Consider the following 18,573-nt stretch of genomic DNA (forward strand, 5'->3'; position numbering starts at 1 on the left):
ACACGACGCGCACGTTCGCGCATGGTCTGTGATGTGTGGTGCGGCGCCTTCGGGACCTCGGCGGCGGGTTGCGGGATCGGGGTCTGCGGGGTTTCGAGGTCCGGGGTTCGGGGCGCTTCACCTGTGAGAACGCTTCGTACAGCTTGGGTGTTCCCCGTGGTCCCGGGGATTTTCACCCCGTCCGGTAAAAACCGGGTGCGGACCCGGCCACGGAATCCCTAAGCTGCCGGTCGCGCGGGGTGCGAACGCCCCGTGCCGACGACGAGGGGGATGATCGGTGTGGCCGGGGTCATGACGTTGTGGCGTCCGACGGGGCCGGAGGAGCTGGACCTGGTGCGCGCGTCGGGGTGGCGGGAGTGGCCGCCGCGCCTGCCGGACCAGCCGATCTTCTACCCCGTCCTCAACGAGGACTACGCCGCCCGCATCGCCCGCGAGTGGAACCTGCCCCGGTCCGGGGCGGGGTACGTGACCCGCTTCGACGTGGACGCGGACTTCGCCGCCCGCTACCCGGTGCGGCAGGCGGGCGGGCGCACGATCCTGGAGCTGTGGGTGCCGGCCGAGGAGCTGGAGGAGTTCAACGCCCACCTGGTGGGGCCGATCCGACTGGTGCTGTCGTTCCTGCCCGAACACCCCGAGGGCCTGCGCCACGACGGGGACGGCACCGCCCCCTAGGCCGGCCCCTGAACCGGCCCCTCGCCGCGGCCCGGGGCGCCGCCCGCGCGGCCGTCCCGGGCCGCGGGCTCCCGGTGGGACAGCCACCCCACGAGGTCGTCGGTGAGGAACTCCCCCTCGTCCGCGACCCCGGGGCACAGCGCGCCCAGGTCCAGCAGCACCACCTCCGCCGACTCCCGCCCCGTGGCCGGGTCGAAGTCCGGGCCGGCCTCCCGCATGAGGAGCCCGCGGCCGCCGCCGTCGTCACCGACGAGCACCCACCCGGGGGCGTGGCGGGCGACCTCGAAGGCGGCGTTGCGCTCGGCCAGGGTGTGCGGGCCGTAGACCGCCGTCCCGTCCGCCAGGTGCAGGCCGGGCGTGGTGCGCCACAGGTCGGCCACCGAGGGGTTGGGCGCCGGGGCGAGCCCGCCCCGGTGGCCGGCGAGCTCGGCGCGGGCCCCCTCGTCCACCGGGAGGCCGGGGTCGTCGGACTCCTCGCGCAGCCACGAGTCCCGCAGCGGCCCCGCCGGGTTGAGCCGCCGGACGGCGCCGGCGTCCTCCTCGTCCGGGGGCATGGTCCCGGCCAGCAGCAGGACGCCGAGGCGGTCGGCGCCCCTACCGAAGAACCCCTCGGCGTCCAACCGGCGCAGCGCCTCCTCCATGGACGCGAGCCGGGTCGCGTACTCGGCGAGGCGGTCCCGCTCGCCGGGGAGGTCGAACAGGTCGCCGCGGGCCCCGAACGCCCGCACCACCTCCCCGAAGTGCTCCTCGTAGCCCCACACGGCGTACGGGCCGTCGGGCAGGCTCCAGGGGTGGGCCCCGGTGCGCGCCGCGCCCTCGGCCGAACCCGCCGCCAGGTACGGCGGGAGCGCCTCGCCCGTCGTCAGGAGCGCGAAGGCGTGGAAGTGCTCGGGGTGGCGCGCCCGCAGGTCGGCGACGGCGGCGCGGGTCGCCTCGGCGATCACGCGGGTCAGCTCCGGATCGGGTGCCGGGCGCACCGGGGCGGGCGGCTCCGGGGCCGCGGCCAGGGCGGCGAGCAGGGCCGCCGCGTCGGTCCGGTTCTCCGGTCCGGGAGAGGCGCCGCCGACGCACTCGTGCACCTCGTGGCGGTGGGGCGCGACCAGGTCGAGCACGGTGCGCAGGCGGCGGGCCGCCTCGGCGTGGTCGTCGCCGAACAGCTCGACCCGCAGCAGCGGCTCACCCGACAGGGCGCGCCGGGCCACCTCGGACACGCCCAGGCCCAGGACGCGGTGCAGGGCCGCCAGCACGGCGGCGGGCGGACGCTCGCGCAGCAGGACGTACGCGCTGACGGCGTTCGGATCGGTCACCGGCGCCCCTTTCCACGGTTCGGTAGCGGGGGACAGGCTAGCGGGAGACGGGGACGGGGACCGCCCGCACCCGCGTCGGCGCGGCCGAAGACCCGTGCCGGAGAGGGGCCGCCGGCCGCCCCGGGACACGGGCCACGGGGGAGAACGGCGGACGCGGCCGCGCACGGCGGCACGTGTACCGCGGGCGCCGCGGGCGTGTGAAGTGACACCACGTCATGCGTTCACCTGCGAGAACGTCACGGCCGGGTGGTGACACGGCGGGACTGCCGGGCGGGCGCGCCGCCGACTGTAATGGGGCCATGTCCACTTCCACCACGGCAGTCATCGACGTCCAGAGCCTGAACATGAAGTACGGCGACTTCCACGCCGTCAAGGACCTGTCCTTCCAGGTGCGGCGCGGGGAGCTCTACGCCCTGCTCGGCACCAACGGGGCGGGCAAGACCTCGACCCTGGAGGCCGTCGAGGGCCACCGCGCCGCCACCTCCGGCACCGTCCGCGTCTTCGGCCGGGACCCGCGCGACCGCGGCGGCGTCCGCCCCCGGACGGGCATCATGCTCCAGGAGAGCGGCTTCTCACCGGACCTCACGGTCCGGGAGTCGGTCCGGCTGTTCGGGACGCTCTCCCGGCGCACGGACCGCGTGGAGCGGCTGCTCGGCCTGGTCGACCTCTCCCACAGGGCCGGCACCCGGGTGTCCCAGCTCTCCGGCGGCGAGAAGCGCAGGCTCGACTTCGCCACCGCCGTCTACGGGGGACCCGAGCTGGTCTTCCTCGACGAGCCCACCACCGGCCTGGACATCCGCTCCAGGGACGCCCTGTGGGACGCCGTGGACCGGCTGCGCGAGGACGGCGCCACCGTCGTGCTCACCACGCACTACCTGGAGGAGGCCCAGCAGCGCGCCGACCGCATCGGGCTCATGCACCAGGGCACGCTGCGCCGCGAGGGGACCGTCTCCGAGCTCACCCGGACGCTGCCCGCGACCGTCCGCTTCTCCCTGCCGCCCTCCGCCCCGGTGCCGCCCCTGCCCGCCGTCCGCGGGGAGGACGGGGCGTTCCTCGTCGAGACCCCCGCCCTGCAGAAGGAGCTGCACGTCCTCCTGGACTGGGCGCGGGACCACGCGGTCGAGTTGCGCGACCTCCAGGCCGGGCCGACCCGGCTGGACGACGTCTTCCGCGCCATGGGTGCCGAGTAGCGGCCGGCGCGGCGCCCGACGAACCCCTCCCGAACCTTCCAGACAAAGGACCCGCCATGCTCGCGATCGCTCAGGGTGAGCTGATCCAGATCTTCCGGAACCGGCTGGTGCTGGTCACCATGCTCGTCATGCCCGCGGCGGCCAGCGCGTTCTACATGTACCTGCAGGACCGCATACCGTTCCTCGACCTCGGCGGCGTCGCCGCGATCCTGGTGTTCCTCGTGGTGACGATGGGGCTCTACACCACCGCGGTGACCACGCTCGCCTCCCGCCGCCAGAACCTCTACCTCAAGCGGCTGCGCTCCACCGCGGTGGACGACGCCCGCATCCTCACCGGGCTGCTGCTGCCGGTGACCGCCTTCACGGTCGCGCAGGCGGCCGTGGTCCTGACCGTGCTGTCGGTGGTCGCCGCCCCGCCGGAGCGGCCCCTGCTGCTGGTGGCGGCCGTGCTGGCGGCGGTCGTCATGATGATCGGCCTGGCGCTGGCCACCGCCGGGGTGACCAACTCGCCCGAGCACGCCCAGGTGACCACGCTGCCCGTCCTGATCGGCGTGCTGGCGGTCTCCGGCTGGGTGGGGTTCACCGGGGCGGAGGAGCTGGCGCCGCTCAAGCGGCTGCTGCCCGGCGGCGCGGCCACGGAACTGGTCGTCGGCGCCTGGAACGGCGGCGTCCCGCTCGCGGACTCCCTGCTCCTGCTGGCCCCGACCCTGGCCTGGGTGGTCGTCGCCGTGGCCCTGGCCTTCAGGGTCTTCCGCTGGGAGCCCCGCCGCTGACGGCGGGGCCCCGGCCGCCGGCCGTGCCGCCCGGTTCCAGGGCGCACGGGAGGGCGGCGCGGCGCCGGGGGACGCCTGGGGTACCGCCGCACGGCCGTATCGACGCCGTCGATACGGCCGTCGCTGTGTCGGGGGTCAGGCCTCGCCGAGGCGCGGCCTGGGGGCCAGGTCGGGGTCCAGGCTGCTCAGCGCGGTGACGACATCGGCCAGCGCGTCGGCCAGGACCACCGGCTGGCGGGGGCCGTCGGCGTGCGCGGCGTCGGCGCGCTCGTGGTCGTCGGGTCGGTGGTGGGGAAGCCGCCGGGGATCGAGGGTGACGGACATGTGGTTTCGGGCGCGGGGTCGAGGGGGCGCCCTTCTCCTTCCGGTGCGTTCGACGTCCTCGTGTCCGGCCGACCATGACTCCGGGTGACCGGGATGGTGTCGGCTTTACCAGGGATAGCAGGTCCGGATGACATTCTGCGGATACGGAGCGTGCCTGTGGATGAACAGCGTCCGGCCGCGGAGGCGCCGGCGGGGAATACGGGGGGTGTGTCCACCGTTCGAACGTGATAGTTTCGCAGGAAACTACTTCTTGGAAAGCTAGTTCAGGAGCGGGCCATGCAGTTCGGAATCTTCTCGGTCGGCGACGTGACCACCGACCCCACCACCGGCCGGACGCCGACGGAGCACGAGCGCATCAAGGCCATCATCGAGATCGCGCTCAAGGCCGAGGAGGTCGGGCTCGACGTCTTCGCGACCGGTGAGCACCACAACCCGCCGTTCGTGCCGTCCTCGCCGACCACCATGCTCGGCTACATCGCCGCGCGGACGGAACGGATCGTCCTGTCCACCGCGACCACCCTCATCACCACCAACGACCCGGTGAAGATCGCCGAGGACTACGCCTTCCTCCAGCACATCGCCGACGGCCGGGTGGACCTGATGATGGGCCGCGGCAACACCGGCCCGGTCTACCCCTGGTTCGGCTACGACATCCGCGAGGGCATCCCCATGGCCCTGGAGCACTACAACCTGCTGCACCGCCTCTGGCGCGAGGACGTCGTGAACTGGGAGGGGAAGTTCCGTACTCCGCTGCAGGGCTTCACCGCCACCCCGCGCCCGCTCGACGGCATCCCGCCGTTCGTGTGGCACGGCTCCATCCGCAGCCCGGAGATCGCCGAACAGGCCGCCTACTACGGTGACGGCTTCTTCCACAACAACATCTTCTGGCCGGCCACCCACACCAAGAAGCTCATCGCGCTGTACCGCCGCCGCTACGAGCACTACGGCCACGGCAAGGCCGAGCAGGCCATCGTCGGCCTGGGCGGGCAGGTGTTCATGCGCAAGAACTCCCAGGACGCGGTCAAGGAGTTCCGGCCCTACTTCGACCACGCGCCCGTCTACGGCGGCGGGCCCTCCCTGGAGGAGTTCACCCGGGAGACGCCGCTGACCGTCGGCAGCCCGCAGCAGGTCATCGACCGCACCCTGACCTTCCGCGAGATGTTCGGCGACTACCAGCGCCAGCTCTTCCTCATGGACCACGCGGGCCTGCCGCTCAAGACCGTCCTGGAGCAGCTGGACCTGCTGGGCGAGGAGGTCGTGCCGGTGCTGCGCAAGGAGTTCGCCGCCGGCCGGCCCGCGCACGTACCCGACGCGCCCACCCACGCCTCGATGCTCGCCGCCCGGCGGGCCGAGGACCGCAACGAGGAGAACACGGAGGCCCGGGCATGACCGTCCGCCGCATCGTCACCGTCTCGGCGGGGCTGAGCACCCCGTCGTCCTCCCGGCTGCTCGCCGACCGGCTCACCGCCGCCACCGAGCGCGCCCTGGGGGACGAGGGGATCCAGGCGCAGGTGCGCACGGTGGAACTGCGCGAACTCGCCCACGACGTCATGAACGCCATGGTCACCCAGGTGCCCACCGGCGACCTGCCCGGCGTGCTGTCCGACGTGGCCGGGGCCGACGGGATCATCGCGGTGACCCCGGTGTTCAACGCCTCCTACAGCGGACTGTTCAAGTCGTTCTTCGACGTGGTCGAGCAGGGGGCGCTGGACTCGGTCCCGGTGCTCGTCGGCGCCACCGGCGGCAGCCCGCGCCACTCGCTGGTCCTGGAGCACGCCCTGCGGCCGATGTTCACCTACGCCCGGGCGCTGGTCGTCCCGACCGGTGTCTACGCGGCCTCGGAGGACTGGGGCGCGGGCGACGAGGGCGCCCGCGAGCTCAACGAGCGCATCGAGCGGGCCGGCCGCCAGCTCGCCCGGCTGGCCGCCGTCCACGAGCGGCGCGAGGAGGACCCCTACGACGAGCCGGTCGCCTTCGCCGACCTGATGTCCGGCCTGGGCACCTGACCCGCCCGTCCGCGCGGCCCCGACCGGGAACCCCCGGCCGGGGCCGCACTGCGTCGCTGGGAGAGGACGTGGGCGACGGGCTGTGGCTGCTGCCCGACCGGGCGTGGGACCGGATCCCGCCGCCGCTGCCGGACGGGGACTAGCCGCGGGGCGTGGTCCGGGCGTCCACCCAGGCGCACAGGTCCTCCAGCGCGGCCTCGGCGCGGTCGCGGTCCCCGGTGGTCAGCAGGTCGGTCTCCAGTCCGGAGAAGGCCGCGTTGAGCAGGGTCGCGGTCCGCAGGGCCTCGGCGGCGGGCAGCCCCCGCAGGGACAGGCAGGAGGCGACGAACGCGGCCCGGCCGCGCACGAAGCCCGGCACCTCCACGGGCAGCCGGCCGGCGGCGGCGAGCCCCTCGATCTCCCGGATGAGCCGGGTCACGGCGATCTCCGGCTCCGCCAGGGTGCGCCGCCAGGTGTCGCGGACGATGTCGCCCACCGGGACCCCCGGGTCGTCCCAGCCGGGGGTGGCGCGCAGCGCCGCGTGCTGCACCTCGTCCAGCCGCTCCAGCACCGCGACGAGCAGGGCCTCCTTGCCGGAGAAGTGGTGGGTGAGGACCCGGGTGCTCTGCCCCAGGCCGTGGGCGAGGTCGCGCAGCGAGAAGTCGGCGGCGCCGATGCGGGCCAGTTCGGCGATGACGGCGTCCAGGACCTCGCGGCGGCGCTCGGGGTCGGCGGTTCGGGGCATGGGGCGCGATCACCTCTTCTTCCTTCGCCCCACGTTCGCACACCTATTAAGGAAACAGTTGTTACCCTAATCGCATGCGCTCACCCCGGTGGCTCCCCGCCCTCACCCTCACCGCCTTCGCGGTCCAGACCGACGACTTCGTGGTCATCGGCGTCCTGCCCGGGCTCGCCGCGGACCTGGCCGTCCCCCCGTCCGCCGCCGGCCAGCTCGTCACCCTCTACTCCCTGGGCTACGCGCTCACGGCACCGCTGTGGGCGCTCCTGCTGGCACGGGTCCCGCCCCGGGCCGTGCTCACGTGCTCCCTGGCGGTCTTCACCGCGGCCAACCTCGCCGTGCCGCTCACCGAAGGGCTCGGCCCGCTGCTGGCGCTGCGCCTGCTGGCGGCCCTGTCCGCCGCCGTGGCCCTGCCCTGCGCCCTCGCCCTGACCGCCGCCCAGGCCCCGCCCGAGCGGCGCGGCCGCCACCTGGCCACCGTGATGACCGGGCTGACCGGGGCGGTCCTGCTCGGCGTCCCGCTGGGCGCCTGGGCCGGCGGCCTCTTCGGGTGGCAGGCCGCCTTCGTGCTGGGCGGGCTGCTGGGCGCCGCCGCCCTGGCCGCCTCGGCCGCCACCGTGCCCGCCTCCGGACCGGTGGGGGAGCGGCGCGGACCGGTGGACCTGCTCCGCCCGCTCGCCTCCCGCGCCGTCGCCGCCGTCCTGGCCGCCACCGTGCTCACCGTCGCGGGCAACATCGCCTTCCAGACCTACCTCGCGGTGTTCCTGGCCGGCCTCGCGGGTGTGGGGCCCGCCGCCCTGGGCGCGCTGCTGGTCGCCGCGGGGGTCGGCGGACTGGTGGGCACCCGCGTCTCGGGGACGCTCGCGGACCGTGTCGGGCCGGGCCGCGCCTTCGCCGGGGCGGGCGCGGTGTTCGGCGCGGCGATGGTCGCGTTCGCCCTGCTGTGGTGGCTGCGCCCGGTGCCGGTCGCGGTGGTGGCGCTCCTGCTCGTGCCCTGGTCGGCCGCCGCCTGGGCGGTGCCGCCGGCGCTCCAGACGCTCATGGTCGCCCGCGTCGGCACGCGGACCGCCGGCCGGGCGCTGGCCGTGCACAGCTCGTCGGTGCACGTCGGCGCCGCCCTGGGCGCCGTGCTGGGCGGTGCCGCCGTCGCGCTCGGCCCCGGCCTGGTCCCGGCCGCCGCGGCCCTCGCCGCGGCGCTGGGCCTGGCCGCGGTCCCCCTCGCCCGCCGCCCCCGCCCCCTCCCGCACCCCTGACCGGACCCGGAGCCGGCCCGCGGGGAAAGGACGGATACCCGGGGGACGGGGCCGGTGGGCCACCCGGGCCGGGGTTTCCGAACGGTGTTCGGTAAGGTGGCCCGCATGGATCCCGTGCGCATCTACAGCCAGTCCCAGGAGCGTCTGATCGCCCTGGCCGGCGGCCTCGACGCCGCCGCTCTGGACACCACCGTCCCCGCCTGCCCCGACTGGACCGTCCACCAGACCTACGCGCACCTGGCCGGACTGTGCGCCGACGTGGTCGCCGGAACCGTCACCCCGCCCGCTTCCGACGAGGTCACCGCCCGCCAGGTCGCGGAGCGGGAGGGCCGCGGCATCGCGGAGGTCTGCGACGAGTGGCGCGCGGGCACCCCCGCCCTGCTGGAGCTGCTCGGTACGCAGAACCGCATGCGCTATCGCCTGCCCGTGGTGGACGTCTGGACCCACGAGAACGACATCCACGGCGCGCTGGGCCTGGACCCCGTCACCGAGCACGCCGACGCCCTGCTCGACTTCGCCCTCTCCGGGCTGGGCCGCGCCTGGCCCGAGCAGGCGCCCGGCCTGACCGTCACCGCCACCGACGCCGACCGCTCCTGGACCCTGGGCGCGGGCGGCGGCCCGCACTGGCGGGGCACGGCCTTCGAGCTCTACCGCGCCCTCATGGGGCGGCGCACCCCCGATCAGATCGCCGCCATGGACTGGACCGGCGACCCCGCGCCGGTCCTGCCCGCCCTGTCCCTGCTGCCCGCCACCCGCGAGCCCCTCACCGTCTGATCCGCGCGCCGGGCCGGGGCGGTCCGCCGTACCCGGTCCCGCGAAGTACCGGTTTCCCCTCCATTGCGGGGCGACGGCGGCGGTGTTAATTTCTCCCCATCGGCCATGGGAGCGCTCCCTCACGGAGAGTGCCCCCACGGCCGGAACGGGCGCGGCCCCCGCCGCGCCCGGGCGGCGGCGCCGGTGCCGGTCACCGCCGGCACCCCCTGTCCGTCCGCTGATCCTTCCGCACGAGATGACAACGTTGTCTCACGGTGGCGCATCCCGGGTCCTCCTGCTGTCCGGGAGGCCCCGCCACAACAAGACAACGTTGTCCTCCGTCCTTGAGGAGAACCCCCCATGGTCCGACGTCTGCTCACGGCCCTCGTGGCCCTGACCGGGATCGCAGCCCTCGCCTTCGCGTGGGCCTCGCCCCCCGCGCCCTCCGGGGCGCACCTCACCGCCTCCGCGCAGGCCGACACCGGCTTCCGGATCGAGAACGGCCGCCTCGTCGACGCGGCCGGCAACGACTTCGTGATGCGGGGCGTCAACCACGCCCACACCTGGTACCCGCAGGAGACCGGGTCCCTCGCCGACATCAAGGAGCTGGGCGCCAACACCGTCCGCGTCGTGCTCAGCAGCGGCGACCGGTGGACGGAGAACGGCGTCGCCGACGTGGCCGCCGTCGTCGACGACTGCAAGGCCAACCGCCTGATCTGCGTGCTGGAGGTGCACGACACCACCGGCTACGGCGAGCAGTCCGGGGCCGCCACCCTCGACCAGGCCGTCGACTACTGGCTGCGCGTCCAGGACGCCCTGCACGGCGAGGAGGACTTCGTCCTCGTCAACATCGGCAACGAGCCCTACGGCAACGACCAGGCGACCGTGGCGAACTGGGCGTCCGACACCTCGGCGGCGATCGGCCGGCTGCGGGACGCGGGGTTCCACCACACCCTGGTCGCGGACGCGCCCAACTGGGGCCAGGACTGGTCGCACACCATGCGCGACGGCGCCGCGTCGGTCTTCGCCTCCGACCCGCACGCCAACACGCTCTTCTCGATCCACATGTACGGGGTCTACGCCCAGGAGTCCACCGTGGTCTCCTACCTGGAGCACTTCGCGAACGCGGGGCTGCCGCTGATCGTCGGCGAGTTCGGCCACGACCACAGCGACGGGAACCCCGACGAGGACGCCATCCTGGAGCACACCCGGCGCCTGGGCCTGGGGTACCTCGGCTGGTCGTGGAGCGGCAACGGCGGGGGAGTGGAGTACCTCGACATGGTCGAGGGCTTCGACCCCGAGCGGCTCACCCCCTGGGGCGAGCGGATCTTCCACGGGCCCGACGGCATCGCCGAGACCTCCGTCGAGGCGCCCGTCTACGGTGGCGGGGAGCCCACGGAGGAGCCGACCGAGGAGCCCACCGAGGGCCCGGGCGGCGACGGCTGCGAGGCCGTCTACACGGTCGTCCAGGAATGGTCGGGCGGGTTCCGGGCCGACGTGACCGTCACCGCCGCCGAGGACCTGACCGGCTGGACCGTGAGCTGGACCCATGCCCCCGGGCAGCACGTCGTCCACGCGTGGAACGCCGAGGTGACCTCCGACGGTCCGGACGTCACCGCCGTGAACGCCTCCTACAACGGCACACTCGCCTCGGGGCGGTCGACCACCTTCGGCTTCACCGGTTCCAGTGAGGGGAGCCCGCGGGTCCCGGCCCTGACCTGCCGATCCTGACGCACGTTCCGTCCCCGGCCGCGCGGACCGCCGGGTCCGCGCGGCCGGGGACCTCGGGGAAGGGGCGGGTCAAGGGGTGTAGGGGAGGCGGTCGACCGCGCGCACCTCGCCCAGGGTGGACCACTCGTTGCGGCCCAGGCGGGCCAGCGGGCGCAGCCGCTCCACCTCCGGCAGGCCGTCCCGGCCCAGCACGCCGTCGTCCACCGCCACGTGCACCACCCGGCCGAACACCACCGTGGAGGTGCCGAAACCCACCGTCGAGTGCAGCGTGCACTCCAGCGCCACCGGGGAGGCCGCCACCCGGGGCGGGCGCACGGCCGCGCTCTCCTCGCGCGCGATCCCCAGCGCCTCGAACTCGTCCACCTCGGGCGGGTAGGCGGTCCCGGAGGCGTTCACCTCCTTCCACAGCGGCTCGGGGGCCAGGTTCACCACGAACTCGCCGGTGGCCTCCGCGTTGCGCAGGGAGTCCTTGCGGCCGGTGGAGGTGAACTGCACGATCGCCGGATCGGCGCAGGCGATGGTGAAGAAGGAGTGCGGCGCGAGGTTGTCCACGCCGTCGGCGGAGGTGGTGGAGACCCAGGCGATCGGCCGCGGGACCACCACCGCGGTGATCATCCGGTAGAAGGCCCGGCCGGGCAGGTCCTGGGGAGTCCATTCGGTACGCATCACCACCGATTATCCACAGGGGGAGGCCGCCCCGTGAGGGCGGCGGGGCCAGGGGGCATACCGGGGTCATGGAACTGGTCTCAGCAGACGACATCCGCGCCGCGGCCGCCCGCCTCCAGGGCTCGGTCGTGCGCACCCCCCTGACCGCCGGACCCGCCCAGGGGCCGCCGTTCCTCGTCAAACCCGAGAGCCTCCAGCCCACCGGGGCCTTCAAGCTGCGCGGCGCCACCAACGCCGTCGCCCTGCTCACCCCCGCCCAGCGCGCCCGCGGCGTCATCACCCACTCCTCCGGCAACCACGGCCAGGCCCTGGCCTACGCCGCCGCCCGGCTGGGCGTCCCCTGCACGGTGGTCGTCCCCGACAACGCTCCCGAGGTCAAGGTGGAGCGGATGCGGGACCGCGGGGCCCGGGTGGTCCTCGTCCCACCGGAGCGGCGGGCCGAGGTCGCCGAGGAGACGGCGCGCGCCGAGCTGCTGGCGCTGGTCCCGCCGTTCGACGACCCGGCCGTCATCGCCGGCCAGGGCACGGTGGGCCTGGAGATCCTGGAGCAGTCGCCGGAGGTGACCACGATCGTCGTCCCGGTCGGCGGGGGCGGGCTGGCCTCGGGGGTGGCCACGGCGGCGCGGACCGTCCACCCGCGCCGGATACGGGTCGTCGGGGTCGAGCCCGAGCTGGCCGCCGACGCCGCCGAGAGCCTGGAGCGGGGCCTGCGGGTCCCCTGGGAGCCCGCGCGCACCCACCGCACCATGGCCGACGGGGTGCGGGTGTGCCTGTCCGACCTCACCTTCGAGCACCTGCGCCGGCGGCTGGACGCGATCGTCACCGTCACCGAGGACGAGATCGCCCGCGCGGTCGCGCACCTGGCCCTGGGGGCGCGGGTGGTGGCCGAGCCCAGCGGGGCGCTGGCCGCGGCGGCGGTCCTGGCCGGCCGGGTGGCCGCGGAGCCGGGCAGACCGGAGGCCACGGTCGCGGTGGTCTCCGGCGGCAACGTCGACCCGGACCTGTTCGCCCGGCTCATCGCCGAGCACCGCTGATCCGGGAGGGGGGCGGAACGCGGGCGAAAGGAGGGAGGGGGCGCCGAAGCCGCGAGATCCCGGCGGTGCGGCCCGGCCCCATGAGACCGGCACGGGAGGCTCCACGGTGCGCGAAGCCCGGGGCGGAAGGCGGCCCGGGGATTGTTGTCAGACGGAGGTGCCGGAGCGCTCCCGGTCGGCGGCCTCGCGGCGGGCCCGCTCCTCGCGGTCCTCGCGGCGGCGCAGCGCCATGTCACCGAGGGCGGCCGCGCCGAAGGCCAGGGCGATCCCGGTGATCAGCAGCAGGGTCCACAGGGCGGTGCCGAAGGAGTCGGGGTCGGTCAACGGGGCCTCCAGGGGGTGCGGAACGCCGACCCCACAACCGTAATAGGCGTTAACTTCCGAACCCAGTGTTCGCGGGGGTGAACTGTGCCATACCGCACGCGCGAAGGGCCGGGGCCGCGCGGCCCCGGCCCCTCGCGGACGGCGACTAGAGGATGGACCCCGGCGTGTACGCCGCGGCCTCCGGGTGCAGCGCCACGAGCGTGTCGATCCGCTCCACCACCGCGCCGACCTGGTCGGCCGCCGCGCCCGTGAACGTGATCCGGTCCGCGAGCAGCGCGTCCAGGGCCGCCCGGTCCAGCGGGAACCGCTCGTCCCCGCCCAACCGCTCCAGCAGCCGGTTGCCCGTGCCCTCCCGGCGCATCGCCAGCGCCGAGCCCACGGCGTGCTCCTTGATCAGCTCGTGCGCCGTCTCCCGGCCCACGCCCTCGCGCACCGCGGCCATCAGCATCTTGGTGGTCGCCAGGAACGGCAGGTACCGGTCCAGCTCCGCCGAGATCACCGCGGGGAAGGCGCCGAACTCGTCGAGCACCGTCAGCATCGTCTCGACCAGGCCGTCGAAGGCGAAGAACGCGTCCGGCAGCGCCACCCGGCGCACCACCGAGCACGACACGTCGCCCTCGTTCCACTGGTCGCCGGCCAGCTCGCCGGCCATCGACGCGTACCCGCGCAGGACCACCGTCAGGCCGTTGACCCGCTCGCAGGAGCGCGTGTTCATCTTGTGCGGCATCGCGGAGGAGCCCACCTGGCCCTCGGCGAAGCCCTCGGTGACCAGCTCGTGCCCGGCCATCAGCCGGATCGTCTTGGCCAGCGACGACGGGCCCGCCGCCAGCTGCACCAGCGCCGTCAGCACGTCGAAGTCCAGCGACCGCGGGTACACCTGGCCCACGCTCGTGAACCGGTGGGCGAACCCCAGGTGGGCGGCCACCTCGTCCTCCAGCTGCGCCAGCGCGGCCCGGTCCCCGCCCAGCAGGTCCAGCATGTCCTGGGCGGTGCCCACCGGGCCCTTGATGCCGCGCAGCGGGTAGCGGCCGATCAGGTCCTCCAGCCGCCCGAGCGCCACCAGCACCTCGTCGGCGATCGACGCGAACCGCTTGCCCAGCGTGGTGGCCTGCGCCGCCACGTTGTGCGACCTCCCGGCCATCACCGTCGTCCCGTACTCGGCGGACAGGCGGCCCAGGCGCGCCAGCAGCGCCACCGTGCGGTCGCGTACGAGCAGCAGGCTGTCGCGGATCTGCAGCTGCTCGACGTTCTCGGTGAGGTCGCGCGAGGTCATGCCCTTGTGCACGTGCTCGTGCCCGGCCAGGGCGTTGAACTCCTCGATCCGCGCCTTGACGTCGTGGCGGGTGACCCGCTCACGGGCGGCGATGGACTCCAGGTCCACCTGCTCCAGGACCTTCTCGTAGTCGGCCACCACGCCGTCGGGGACGTCCACGCCCAGACGCGCCTGCGCCCGCAGGACGGCCAGCCACAGCCGCCGCTCGGCGACCACCTTGTACTCCGGGGACCACAGCCGGGTCAGCTCGGCCGAGGCGTACCGGGCGGCCAGGACATCGGGGATAACGGGTTTCGCGCTCACGTTCGTCCACCCTACCGTCCTGAGCAGGCACGCCCGCGACCAGGCGAGGCCTTGCGGACCGCGCCGCGGGGACGGCCGCCGGGGTAGGGGCGGCACTACCCCCGACCCGGTGGCCCGGCGGATTCCCCGGGCGCCCCCGGCTTCCTACCGTGGAGGCATGACCACAGGCACCGTACGGCAGCGCACCCCGGGCGCACCCGCCGACCTCCTCCGGGCGATGGCCCGACCGGGATTCCCCGTCTCCCGATGGTCGCTGAGGGCGATCACCTACACCGCCACCACCATGGTGATCGGGATCGCCGCCATGGCCGTCGCCTTCCCCCTGTACGGGCCCTGGCTGCTCGTCGTCATCGCCCTGTTCGACGCGCCCCCGGGCTCGGGGGACCGGGCGTTCCTGCTGGTCTCGGGGACCCTGAGCGGCCTGGCCACGGTCGCGTTCTTCGGCCCGCTGGTCGGGATGCCGCTGGGGGCGGTGGAGCGCCGCAGGCTGCGCCTGGTCTCGCCCGGCCTCGCCGACAGCGGCCACCGCGTCCCCCCGCCCGGGCTGTGGGGCTGGATCAAGACCCGCTACACCGAGGCCGCCACCTGGCGCGAGGTCGCCTACCTCTTCCTGCTCATGGTCATCGCCTTCTCGCTCTTCACGGTGATGGGCATGCTGCTGACCTTCGCCGTCGTCCTGTTGGCGGGACCGGTCCTGGTCGGGGACGCCCCGGGCTCCCAGGTGAGCCTGGGCTTCGTCACCGCCACCACCGTCGAGGAGGCGCTGCCGCTGACCCTGCTCTCCCCGGTCGCCCTCCTGGCCGCCGTCTACCTGAGCGGCGTCACCTCCTACGGCCACGGGGTCCTGGCCCGCGCCCTGCTGGTCGGCCCGCCCAAGGAGGAGCTGCGCGCCGAGCTCACCGAGGTCACCCACTCCCGGGCCCGCCTCGTCGACGCCTTCGAGTACGAGCGGCGCCGCATCGAACGCGACCTGCACGACGGGGCGCAGCAGCGCCTGGTGGCCCTGAACATGGACCTGGGCATGGCCCGGCTGGACGTCGAGGAGGGCTCGGAGGCCGACCGCCGCCTGGCCGCCGCCCAGCGCAAGGCCGACGAGCTCATCACCGAGCTGCGCGAACTCGTCCGCGGCATCCACCCGCGCGTCCTCACCGACCGCGGCCTGCCCGCCGCCCTGGCCGAACTCGCCGACCACTCGCCCGTCCCGGTCACCGTCCAGGCGGAGCTGCCGCGCCGGCTCCCCTCCCACGTGGAGGGCACCGCCTACTTCGTGGTCGCCGAGGCGCTCACCAACGTCTACAAGCACACCGAGGCCAACGCCGCCACCGTGCACGCCTCCCTGGTCCCCGCCGCCCACGGCGACGCCCTGGTGGTGGAGGTCACCGACTACGGGCCCGGCGGCGCCGACCCGGCGCGCGGCAGCGGCCTGACCGGGATGCGCGACCGGGTCGCGGTCATGGGCGGCACAATGGACCTGACCAGCCCCCAGGGGGGTCCGACCCGCATCCGAGTGGAGCTGCCGTGCACGATCGACCGGACGGATCCGAGGTGACGCCCGTCCCCACCGTGCTCGCCGAGGACGGCGTGCTGCTGCGGGAGGGCCTGGTGGGCGTGCTGGAGCGCTTCGGGTTCCCCGTGGTGGCCGCCGTCGGTGACGGCGACGCCCTGCTCAGGGCCGTGGACGAGCACCGCCCCGGACTGGTCGTCACCGACATCCGCATGCCCCCGGACTTCACCGACGAGGGGCTGCGCGCCGCCGTCGAGCTGCGCCGCCGCCACTCCGATCTGGCGGTGGTGGCGCTCAGCCAGTACGTCGAGCTCAGCTACGCCTCCGACCTGCTCGACTCCGGGGCGGGGCGCGGCGTGGGCTACCTGCTCAAGCAGCGGGTGGGCGACGTGCGCGAGTTCGCGACGGTGCTGCGCCGCGTGGTGGAGGGCGCGACCTTCGTCGACCCCGAGGTGGTCCGCCAGCTGCTGCGCCGCCGCTCCGACCCGCTGGAGCGCCTCACCCCGCGCGAGCGCGAGGTGCTGGCGCTGATGGCCGAGGGCCACTCCAACGGGGCGATCGCCCGCCGCCTGGTGGTCAGCGACGCCGCCGTCGGCAAGCACGTGGGCAACATCCTCGCCAAGCTCGACCTGCCGCCCGACGAGGACGTGCACCGCCGCGTCCAGGCCGTGCTGGCCTACCTGCGCGGCAACTGACCGGCCGCCGGGCGGGCCCACGGCCCCGCGGGCGGCCCGCGTTCGGCGCAGGGGCCGGGGCTGACGGTTCCGCTGCACGGCTCCGCGGGCGGGCGGTCCGCGTCCGCGGGCAGGGCGCGGGTCCGCCCGGCGTGGCGGACCCGCGACCGGGTCAGTCGTTCCCGGTCCAGTCGACCGCCATGACGGTCTCGTCGCCGACCACCCAGGCGTCGTGGCCGGGCGGGATGTACGCGAGCCGGCCGGTGGAGGCCTCGGCCTCGGTGCCGTCCTCCATGCGCACCCGCAGGGTGCCGGACAGGACCAGGATGCTGTGGGCGAGCATGCACAGGTCCGTGCCCGCCTCCTCGCGCCTGTGCTCCGACCAGCGCCACCCCGGCTCGAACGTGAGGCGGGTGACGTTGTGCCCGCCCAGCCGCACGGTCTCCGCGTGCCCGTGGTCGAACGCCTGGCGCTCGTCGGGGGACTCGAAGCCGCCCGTCTCGATCCGGTCGTGCGCCTCCTCGTCCCACGCCTGCACGGTGGTCTGGTGGGCGATGGCGCCGTCGCTCAGGTCCAGCATGGTGTTGCTCATGACCATGCCGCCGTCGGGGTAGACGCACCGCTCGGTGTAGGCGACGTGGTCCCCGTCCACGGCCACCGTGAGGACCTCGTGCGTCATCTCCCGGCCGCACAGCTCGCGCACGACCGGCTCGATGGCGTCCTTGCCGTGCAGGACCGCGGGGGACCCCGGCGGCGTCCGCTTGTCGAACATCTCCAGGTCGGCGTCGTCCCGGAACATCGCGATCATGGTGTCGGCGTCCGTCTCCTCGATGGCGCGGCGGTAGGCCTCGACGTCGAAGCGGGCGTCGTTCTGGGTGGACATGTCTCACTCCACATGGGAACGGAGGGAAGGAAGGGGCGCGGCCGAGGGGCGGGCCCGGGGCGTCCCACTGCCAGGTTGCGCCCGGCCCCGGCCCCGCGCGTGCCAAGAATCGGTGCTTTCTCGGCAAGGGCCGCAGGGGTCGGGCCGCCGAGGCGTCCCGCGGGGCCGGACGTATCGTGGTCCCACAGGCGGCCCCGGGCCCCGGCCCAGAACGCGAAGCCCCCGCGCAGCCCTGGAGGAGAGCCGATGAGACCGACCGTCGCCGCACCCGAGAGCGTCACCTGGGCGGTCCACCTGGACCGCGCCATGTGGGTGGCGGGGGTGCGCGCCCTCATGCTCCAGGCCCTGCACCCGGTGGCGATGCAGGGCGTGTGGCAGCGCTCGGACTTCCGCAGCGATCCCACAGGGCGGCTGCTGCGCACCGCCCACTTCGTCGCCGTCACCACCTACGGCTCCCCGGAGGAGGCCGACCGGCTGGGCGCGCACATCCGCCGGGTCCACCGGGCGCTGTCGTTCACCGACCCCGCCACCGGCCGCCGCCACCGCGTCGACGAGCACGACCTGCTGGTGTGGGTGCACTGTGCCGAGGTGACGTCCTACCTGGAGACCGCGGTGCGCGCCGGGGTGCCCCTCACCCCCGCCGAGTACGACCGCTACTTCGACGAGCAGTCCGCCACCGCCGCCTACGTGGGCCTGTCCCGGGACGACGTCCCGCGCTCGGCCGCGGACATGCGCCGCTACCTGGCCGCGGTCCGCCCCGTGCTGCGGGCCACCCCCGAGGCCCGGCAGGCGGTCCGGTTCCTGCTGTGGCCCGCGGTGCCCGAGCACCTGTCCGCGCTGGCCCCGCTGCGGCCCCTGTGGTTCCCGGTCGGGGCCCTGTCCTACGCCACCCTGCCCGCCTGGGCGCGCCGCGAGTACGGGGTCCTGCCCGAGGTCCCGGGCGGGGAGGCCGCGGCCACCGCGGCCCTGCGCGCGCTGCGCGCCGGGCTCAACCGGGTGCCGGAGCGCTACTACAACCTCATCTTCGACGAGGCGACCGTGCGCAGCGCCGAGGAGGCGCGCGAGCGCCTGCTGGCGGCGGGCTACCGGGTGGAGAACGGGTTCCGGGCGCTGCGCTCGCGCACCCGCTTCCGCGCCCCCGACCCGGCCGCCCTCCCCGCGCCGCGGGTCCCCGCCGGGCCCTGA

Annotated in this window: 19 protein-coding genes; 12 read left to right on the top strand and 7 right to left on the bottom strand. The window is 74.7% G+C overall.

What is annotated here, in order from left to right; all coding sequences use genetic code 11:
* The first annotated feature begins 279 nt into the window (after positions 1–279).
* Positions 280–672: an ADP-ribosylation/crystallin J1 gene (locus ABZ249_RS26505; RefSeq protein WP_355268262.1), complete on the top strand. Its 393-nt coding sequence runs from the start codon at positions 280–282 to the stop codon at positions 670–672.
* On the opposite strand, the gene ABZ249_RS26510 is transcribed toward ABZ249_RS26505, so the two are convergent.
* Positions 669–1,979 carry a DUF4303 domain-containing protein gene (locus ABZ249_RS26510; RefSeq protein ID WP_355268135.1) on the bottom strand — a complete coding sequence of 437 codons (1,311 nt, stop codon included), beginning with the start codon at positions 1,977–1,979 and terminating at the stop codon, positions 669–671. The two genes, ABZ249_RS26505 and ABZ249_RS26510, sit on opposite strands and share 4 nt — an antisense overlap.
* Positions 1,980–2,278: 299 nt before the next feature.
* Here ABZ249_RS26510 and ABZ249_RS26515 point away from each other — a divergent pair, with 299 nt between their 5' ends.
* Positions 2,279–3,169 (top strand): ABC transporter ATP-binding protein, encoded by an 891-nt coding sequence (locus ABZ249_RS26515; RefSeq protein WP_355268138.1) that lies wholly within the window; start codon positions 2,279–2,281, stop codon positions 3,167–3,169.
* A gap of 56 nt (positions 3,170–3,225) precedes the next feature.
* Positions 3,226–3,942 carry an ABC transporter permease gene (locus ABZ249_RS26520; protein ID WP_355268141.1) on the top strand — a complete coding sequence of 239 codons (717 nt, stop codon included), beginning with the start codon at positions 3,226–3,228 and terminating at the stop codon, positions 3,940–3,942.
* A 135-nt stretch (positions 3,943–4,077) separates the two neighbouring features.
* Here ABZ249_RS26520 and ABZ249_RS26525 read toward each other — a convergent pair whose 3' ends face one another.
* Positions 4,078–4,266, bottom strand: a complete 189-nt coding sequence (locus tag ABZ249_RS26525; RefSeq protein WP_355268144.1) for a hypothetical protein — start codon at positions 4,264–4,266, stop codon at positions 4,078–4,080.
* Positions 4,267–4,542: 276 nt separating this feature from the next.
* On the opposite strand from ABZ249_RS26525, the gene ABZ249_RS26530 reads away from it, so the two are divergent.
* Both ABZ249_RS26530 and ABZ249_RS26535 read left to right on the top strand, forming a co-directional pair.
* A complete protein-coding gene (locus ABZ249_RS26530; protein ID WP_355268147.1) occupies positions 4,543–5,655 on the top strand; it encodes an LLM class flavin-dependent oxidoreductase in 1,113 nt (370 codons plus the stop codon).
* Entirely contained in the window at positions 5,652–6,272 is a 621-nt protein-coding gene (locus ABZ249_RS26535) for an FMN reductase (RefSeq protein ID WP_355268150.1), read from the top strand. Before ABZ249_RS26530 ends, ABZ249_RS26535 begins: the two co-directional genes overlap by 4 nt.
* 139 nt (positions 6,273–6,411) lie before the next feature.
* On the opposite strand, the gene ABZ249_RS26540 is transcribed toward ABZ249_RS26535, so the two are convergent.
* Entirely contained in the window at positions 6,412–6,996 is a 585-nt protein-coding gene (locus ABZ249_RS26540; RefSeq protein WP_355268153.1) for a TetR/AcrR family transcriptional regulator, read from the bottom strand.
* 74 nt (positions 6,997–7,070) lie between these two features.
* On the opposite strand from ABZ249_RS26540, the gene ABZ249_RS26545 reads away from it, so the two are divergent.
* The 3 genes from ABZ249_RS26545 (at position 7,071) to ABZ249_RS26555 (ending at position 10,727) form a co-directional block, all read left to right on the top strand.
* On the top strand, positions 7,071–8,243 hold the full coding sequence (locus tag ABZ249_RS26545) for an MFS transporter (RefSeq protein ID WP_355268156.1): 1,173 nt from the start codon (positions 7,071–7,073) through the stop codon (positions 8,241–8,243).
* Positions 8,244–8,348: 105 nt separating this feature from the next.
* Positions 8,349–9,017 carry a maleylpyruvate isomerase family mycothiol-dependent enzyme gene (locus tag ABZ249_RS26550; RefSeq protein ID WP_355268159.1) on the top strand — a complete coding sequence of 223 codons (669 nt, stop codon included), beginning with the start codon at positions 8,349–8,351 and terminating at the stop codon, positions 9,015–9,017.
* A gap of 339 nt (positions 9,018–9,356) precedes the next feature.
* Entirely contained in the window at positions 9,357–10,727 is a 1,371-nt protein-coding gene (locus ABZ249_RS26555) for a cellulase family glycosylhydrolase (protein ID WP_355268162.1), read from the top strand.
* Between the two features lie 69 nt (positions 10,728–10,796).
* On the opposite strand, the gene ABZ249_RS26560 is transcribed toward ABZ249_RS26555, so the two are convergent.
* Positions 10,797–11,393, bottom strand: a complete 597-nt coding sequence (locus ABZ249_RS26560; RefSeq protein ID WP_355268165.1) for a flavin reductase family protein — start codon at positions 11,391–11,393, stop codon at positions 10,797–10,799.
* Between the two features lie 68 nt (positions 11,394–11,461).
* Here ABZ249_RS26560 and ABZ249_RS26565 point away from each other — a divergent pair, with 68 nt between their 5' ends.
* Positions 11,462–12,427, top strand: coding sequence for a threonine/serine dehydratase (locus tag ABZ249_RS26565; RefSeq protein WP_355268168.1), 966 nt, complete (start codon positions 11,462–11,464; stop codon positions 12,425–12,427).
* Between the two features lie 147 nt (positions 12,428–12,574).
* Here the strand turns inward: ABZ249_RS26565 and ABZ249_RS26570 are convergent, their stop codons facing one another.
* Both ABZ249_RS26570 and purB read right to left on the bottom strand, forming a co-directional pair.
* On the bottom strand, positions 12,575–12,751 hold the full coding sequence (locus tag ABZ249_RS26570; protein ID WP_355268171.1) for a hypothetical protein: 177 nt from the start codon (positions 12,749–12,751) through the stop codon (positions 12,575–12,577).
* A gap of 145 nt (positions 12,752–12,896) precedes the next feature.
* On the bottom strand, positions 12,897–14,327 hold the full coding sequence (gene purB / locus ABZ249_RS26575) for an adenylosuccinate lyase (protein WP_355268174.1): 1,431 nt from the start codon (positions 14,325–14,327) through the stop codon (positions 12,897–12,899).
* A 157-nt stretch (positions 14,328–14,484) separates the two neighbouring features.
* On the opposite strand from purB, the gene ABZ249_RS26580 reads away from it, so the two are divergent.
* Together ABZ249_RS26580 and ABZ249_RS26585 are read left to right on the top strand one after the other, a co-directional pair.
* Entirely contained in the window at positions 14,485–15,876 is a 1,392-nt protein-coding gene (locus ABZ249_RS26580) for a sensor domain-containing protein (RefSeq protein WP_355268177.1), read from the top strand.
* Positions 15,846–16,526, top strand: a complete 681-nt coding sequence (locus ABZ249_RS26585; protein ID WP_255646521.1) for a response regulator transcription factor — start codon at positions 15,846–15,848, stop codon at positions 16,524–16,526. Before ABZ249_RS26580 ends, ABZ249_RS26585 begins: the two co-directional genes overlap by 31 nt.
* A gap of 151 nt (positions 16,527–16,677) precedes the next feature.
* Here the strand turns inward: ABZ249_RS26585 and ABZ249_RS26590 are convergent, their stop codons facing one another.
* Positions 16,678–17,388 carry a nuclear transport factor 2 family protein gene (locus tag ABZ249_RS26590; protein ID WP_355268180.1) on the bottom strand — a complete coding sequence of 237 codons (711 nt, stop codon included), beginning with the start codon at positions 17,386–17,388 and terminating at the stop codon, positions 16,678–16,680.
* A gap of 246 nt (positions 17,389–17,634) precedes the next feature.
* Here ABZ249_RS26590 and ABZ249_RS26595 point away from each other — a divergent pair, with 246 nt between their 5' ends.
* Positions 17,635–18,573 carry an oxygenase MpaB family protein gene (locus ABZ249_RS26595; protein WP_355268183.1) on the top strand — a complete coding sequence of 313 codons (939 nt, stop codon included), beginning with the start codon at positions 17,635–17,637 and terminating at the stop codon, positions 18,571–18,573.

Origin of the sequence: Nocardiopsis sp. NPDC006139 (assembly GCF_040614155.1) — a bacterium.
GTDB classification, from domain to species: Bacteria; Actinomycetota; Actinomycetes; order Streptosporangiales; family Streptosporangiaceae; genus Nocardiopsis; species Nocardiopsis changdeensis.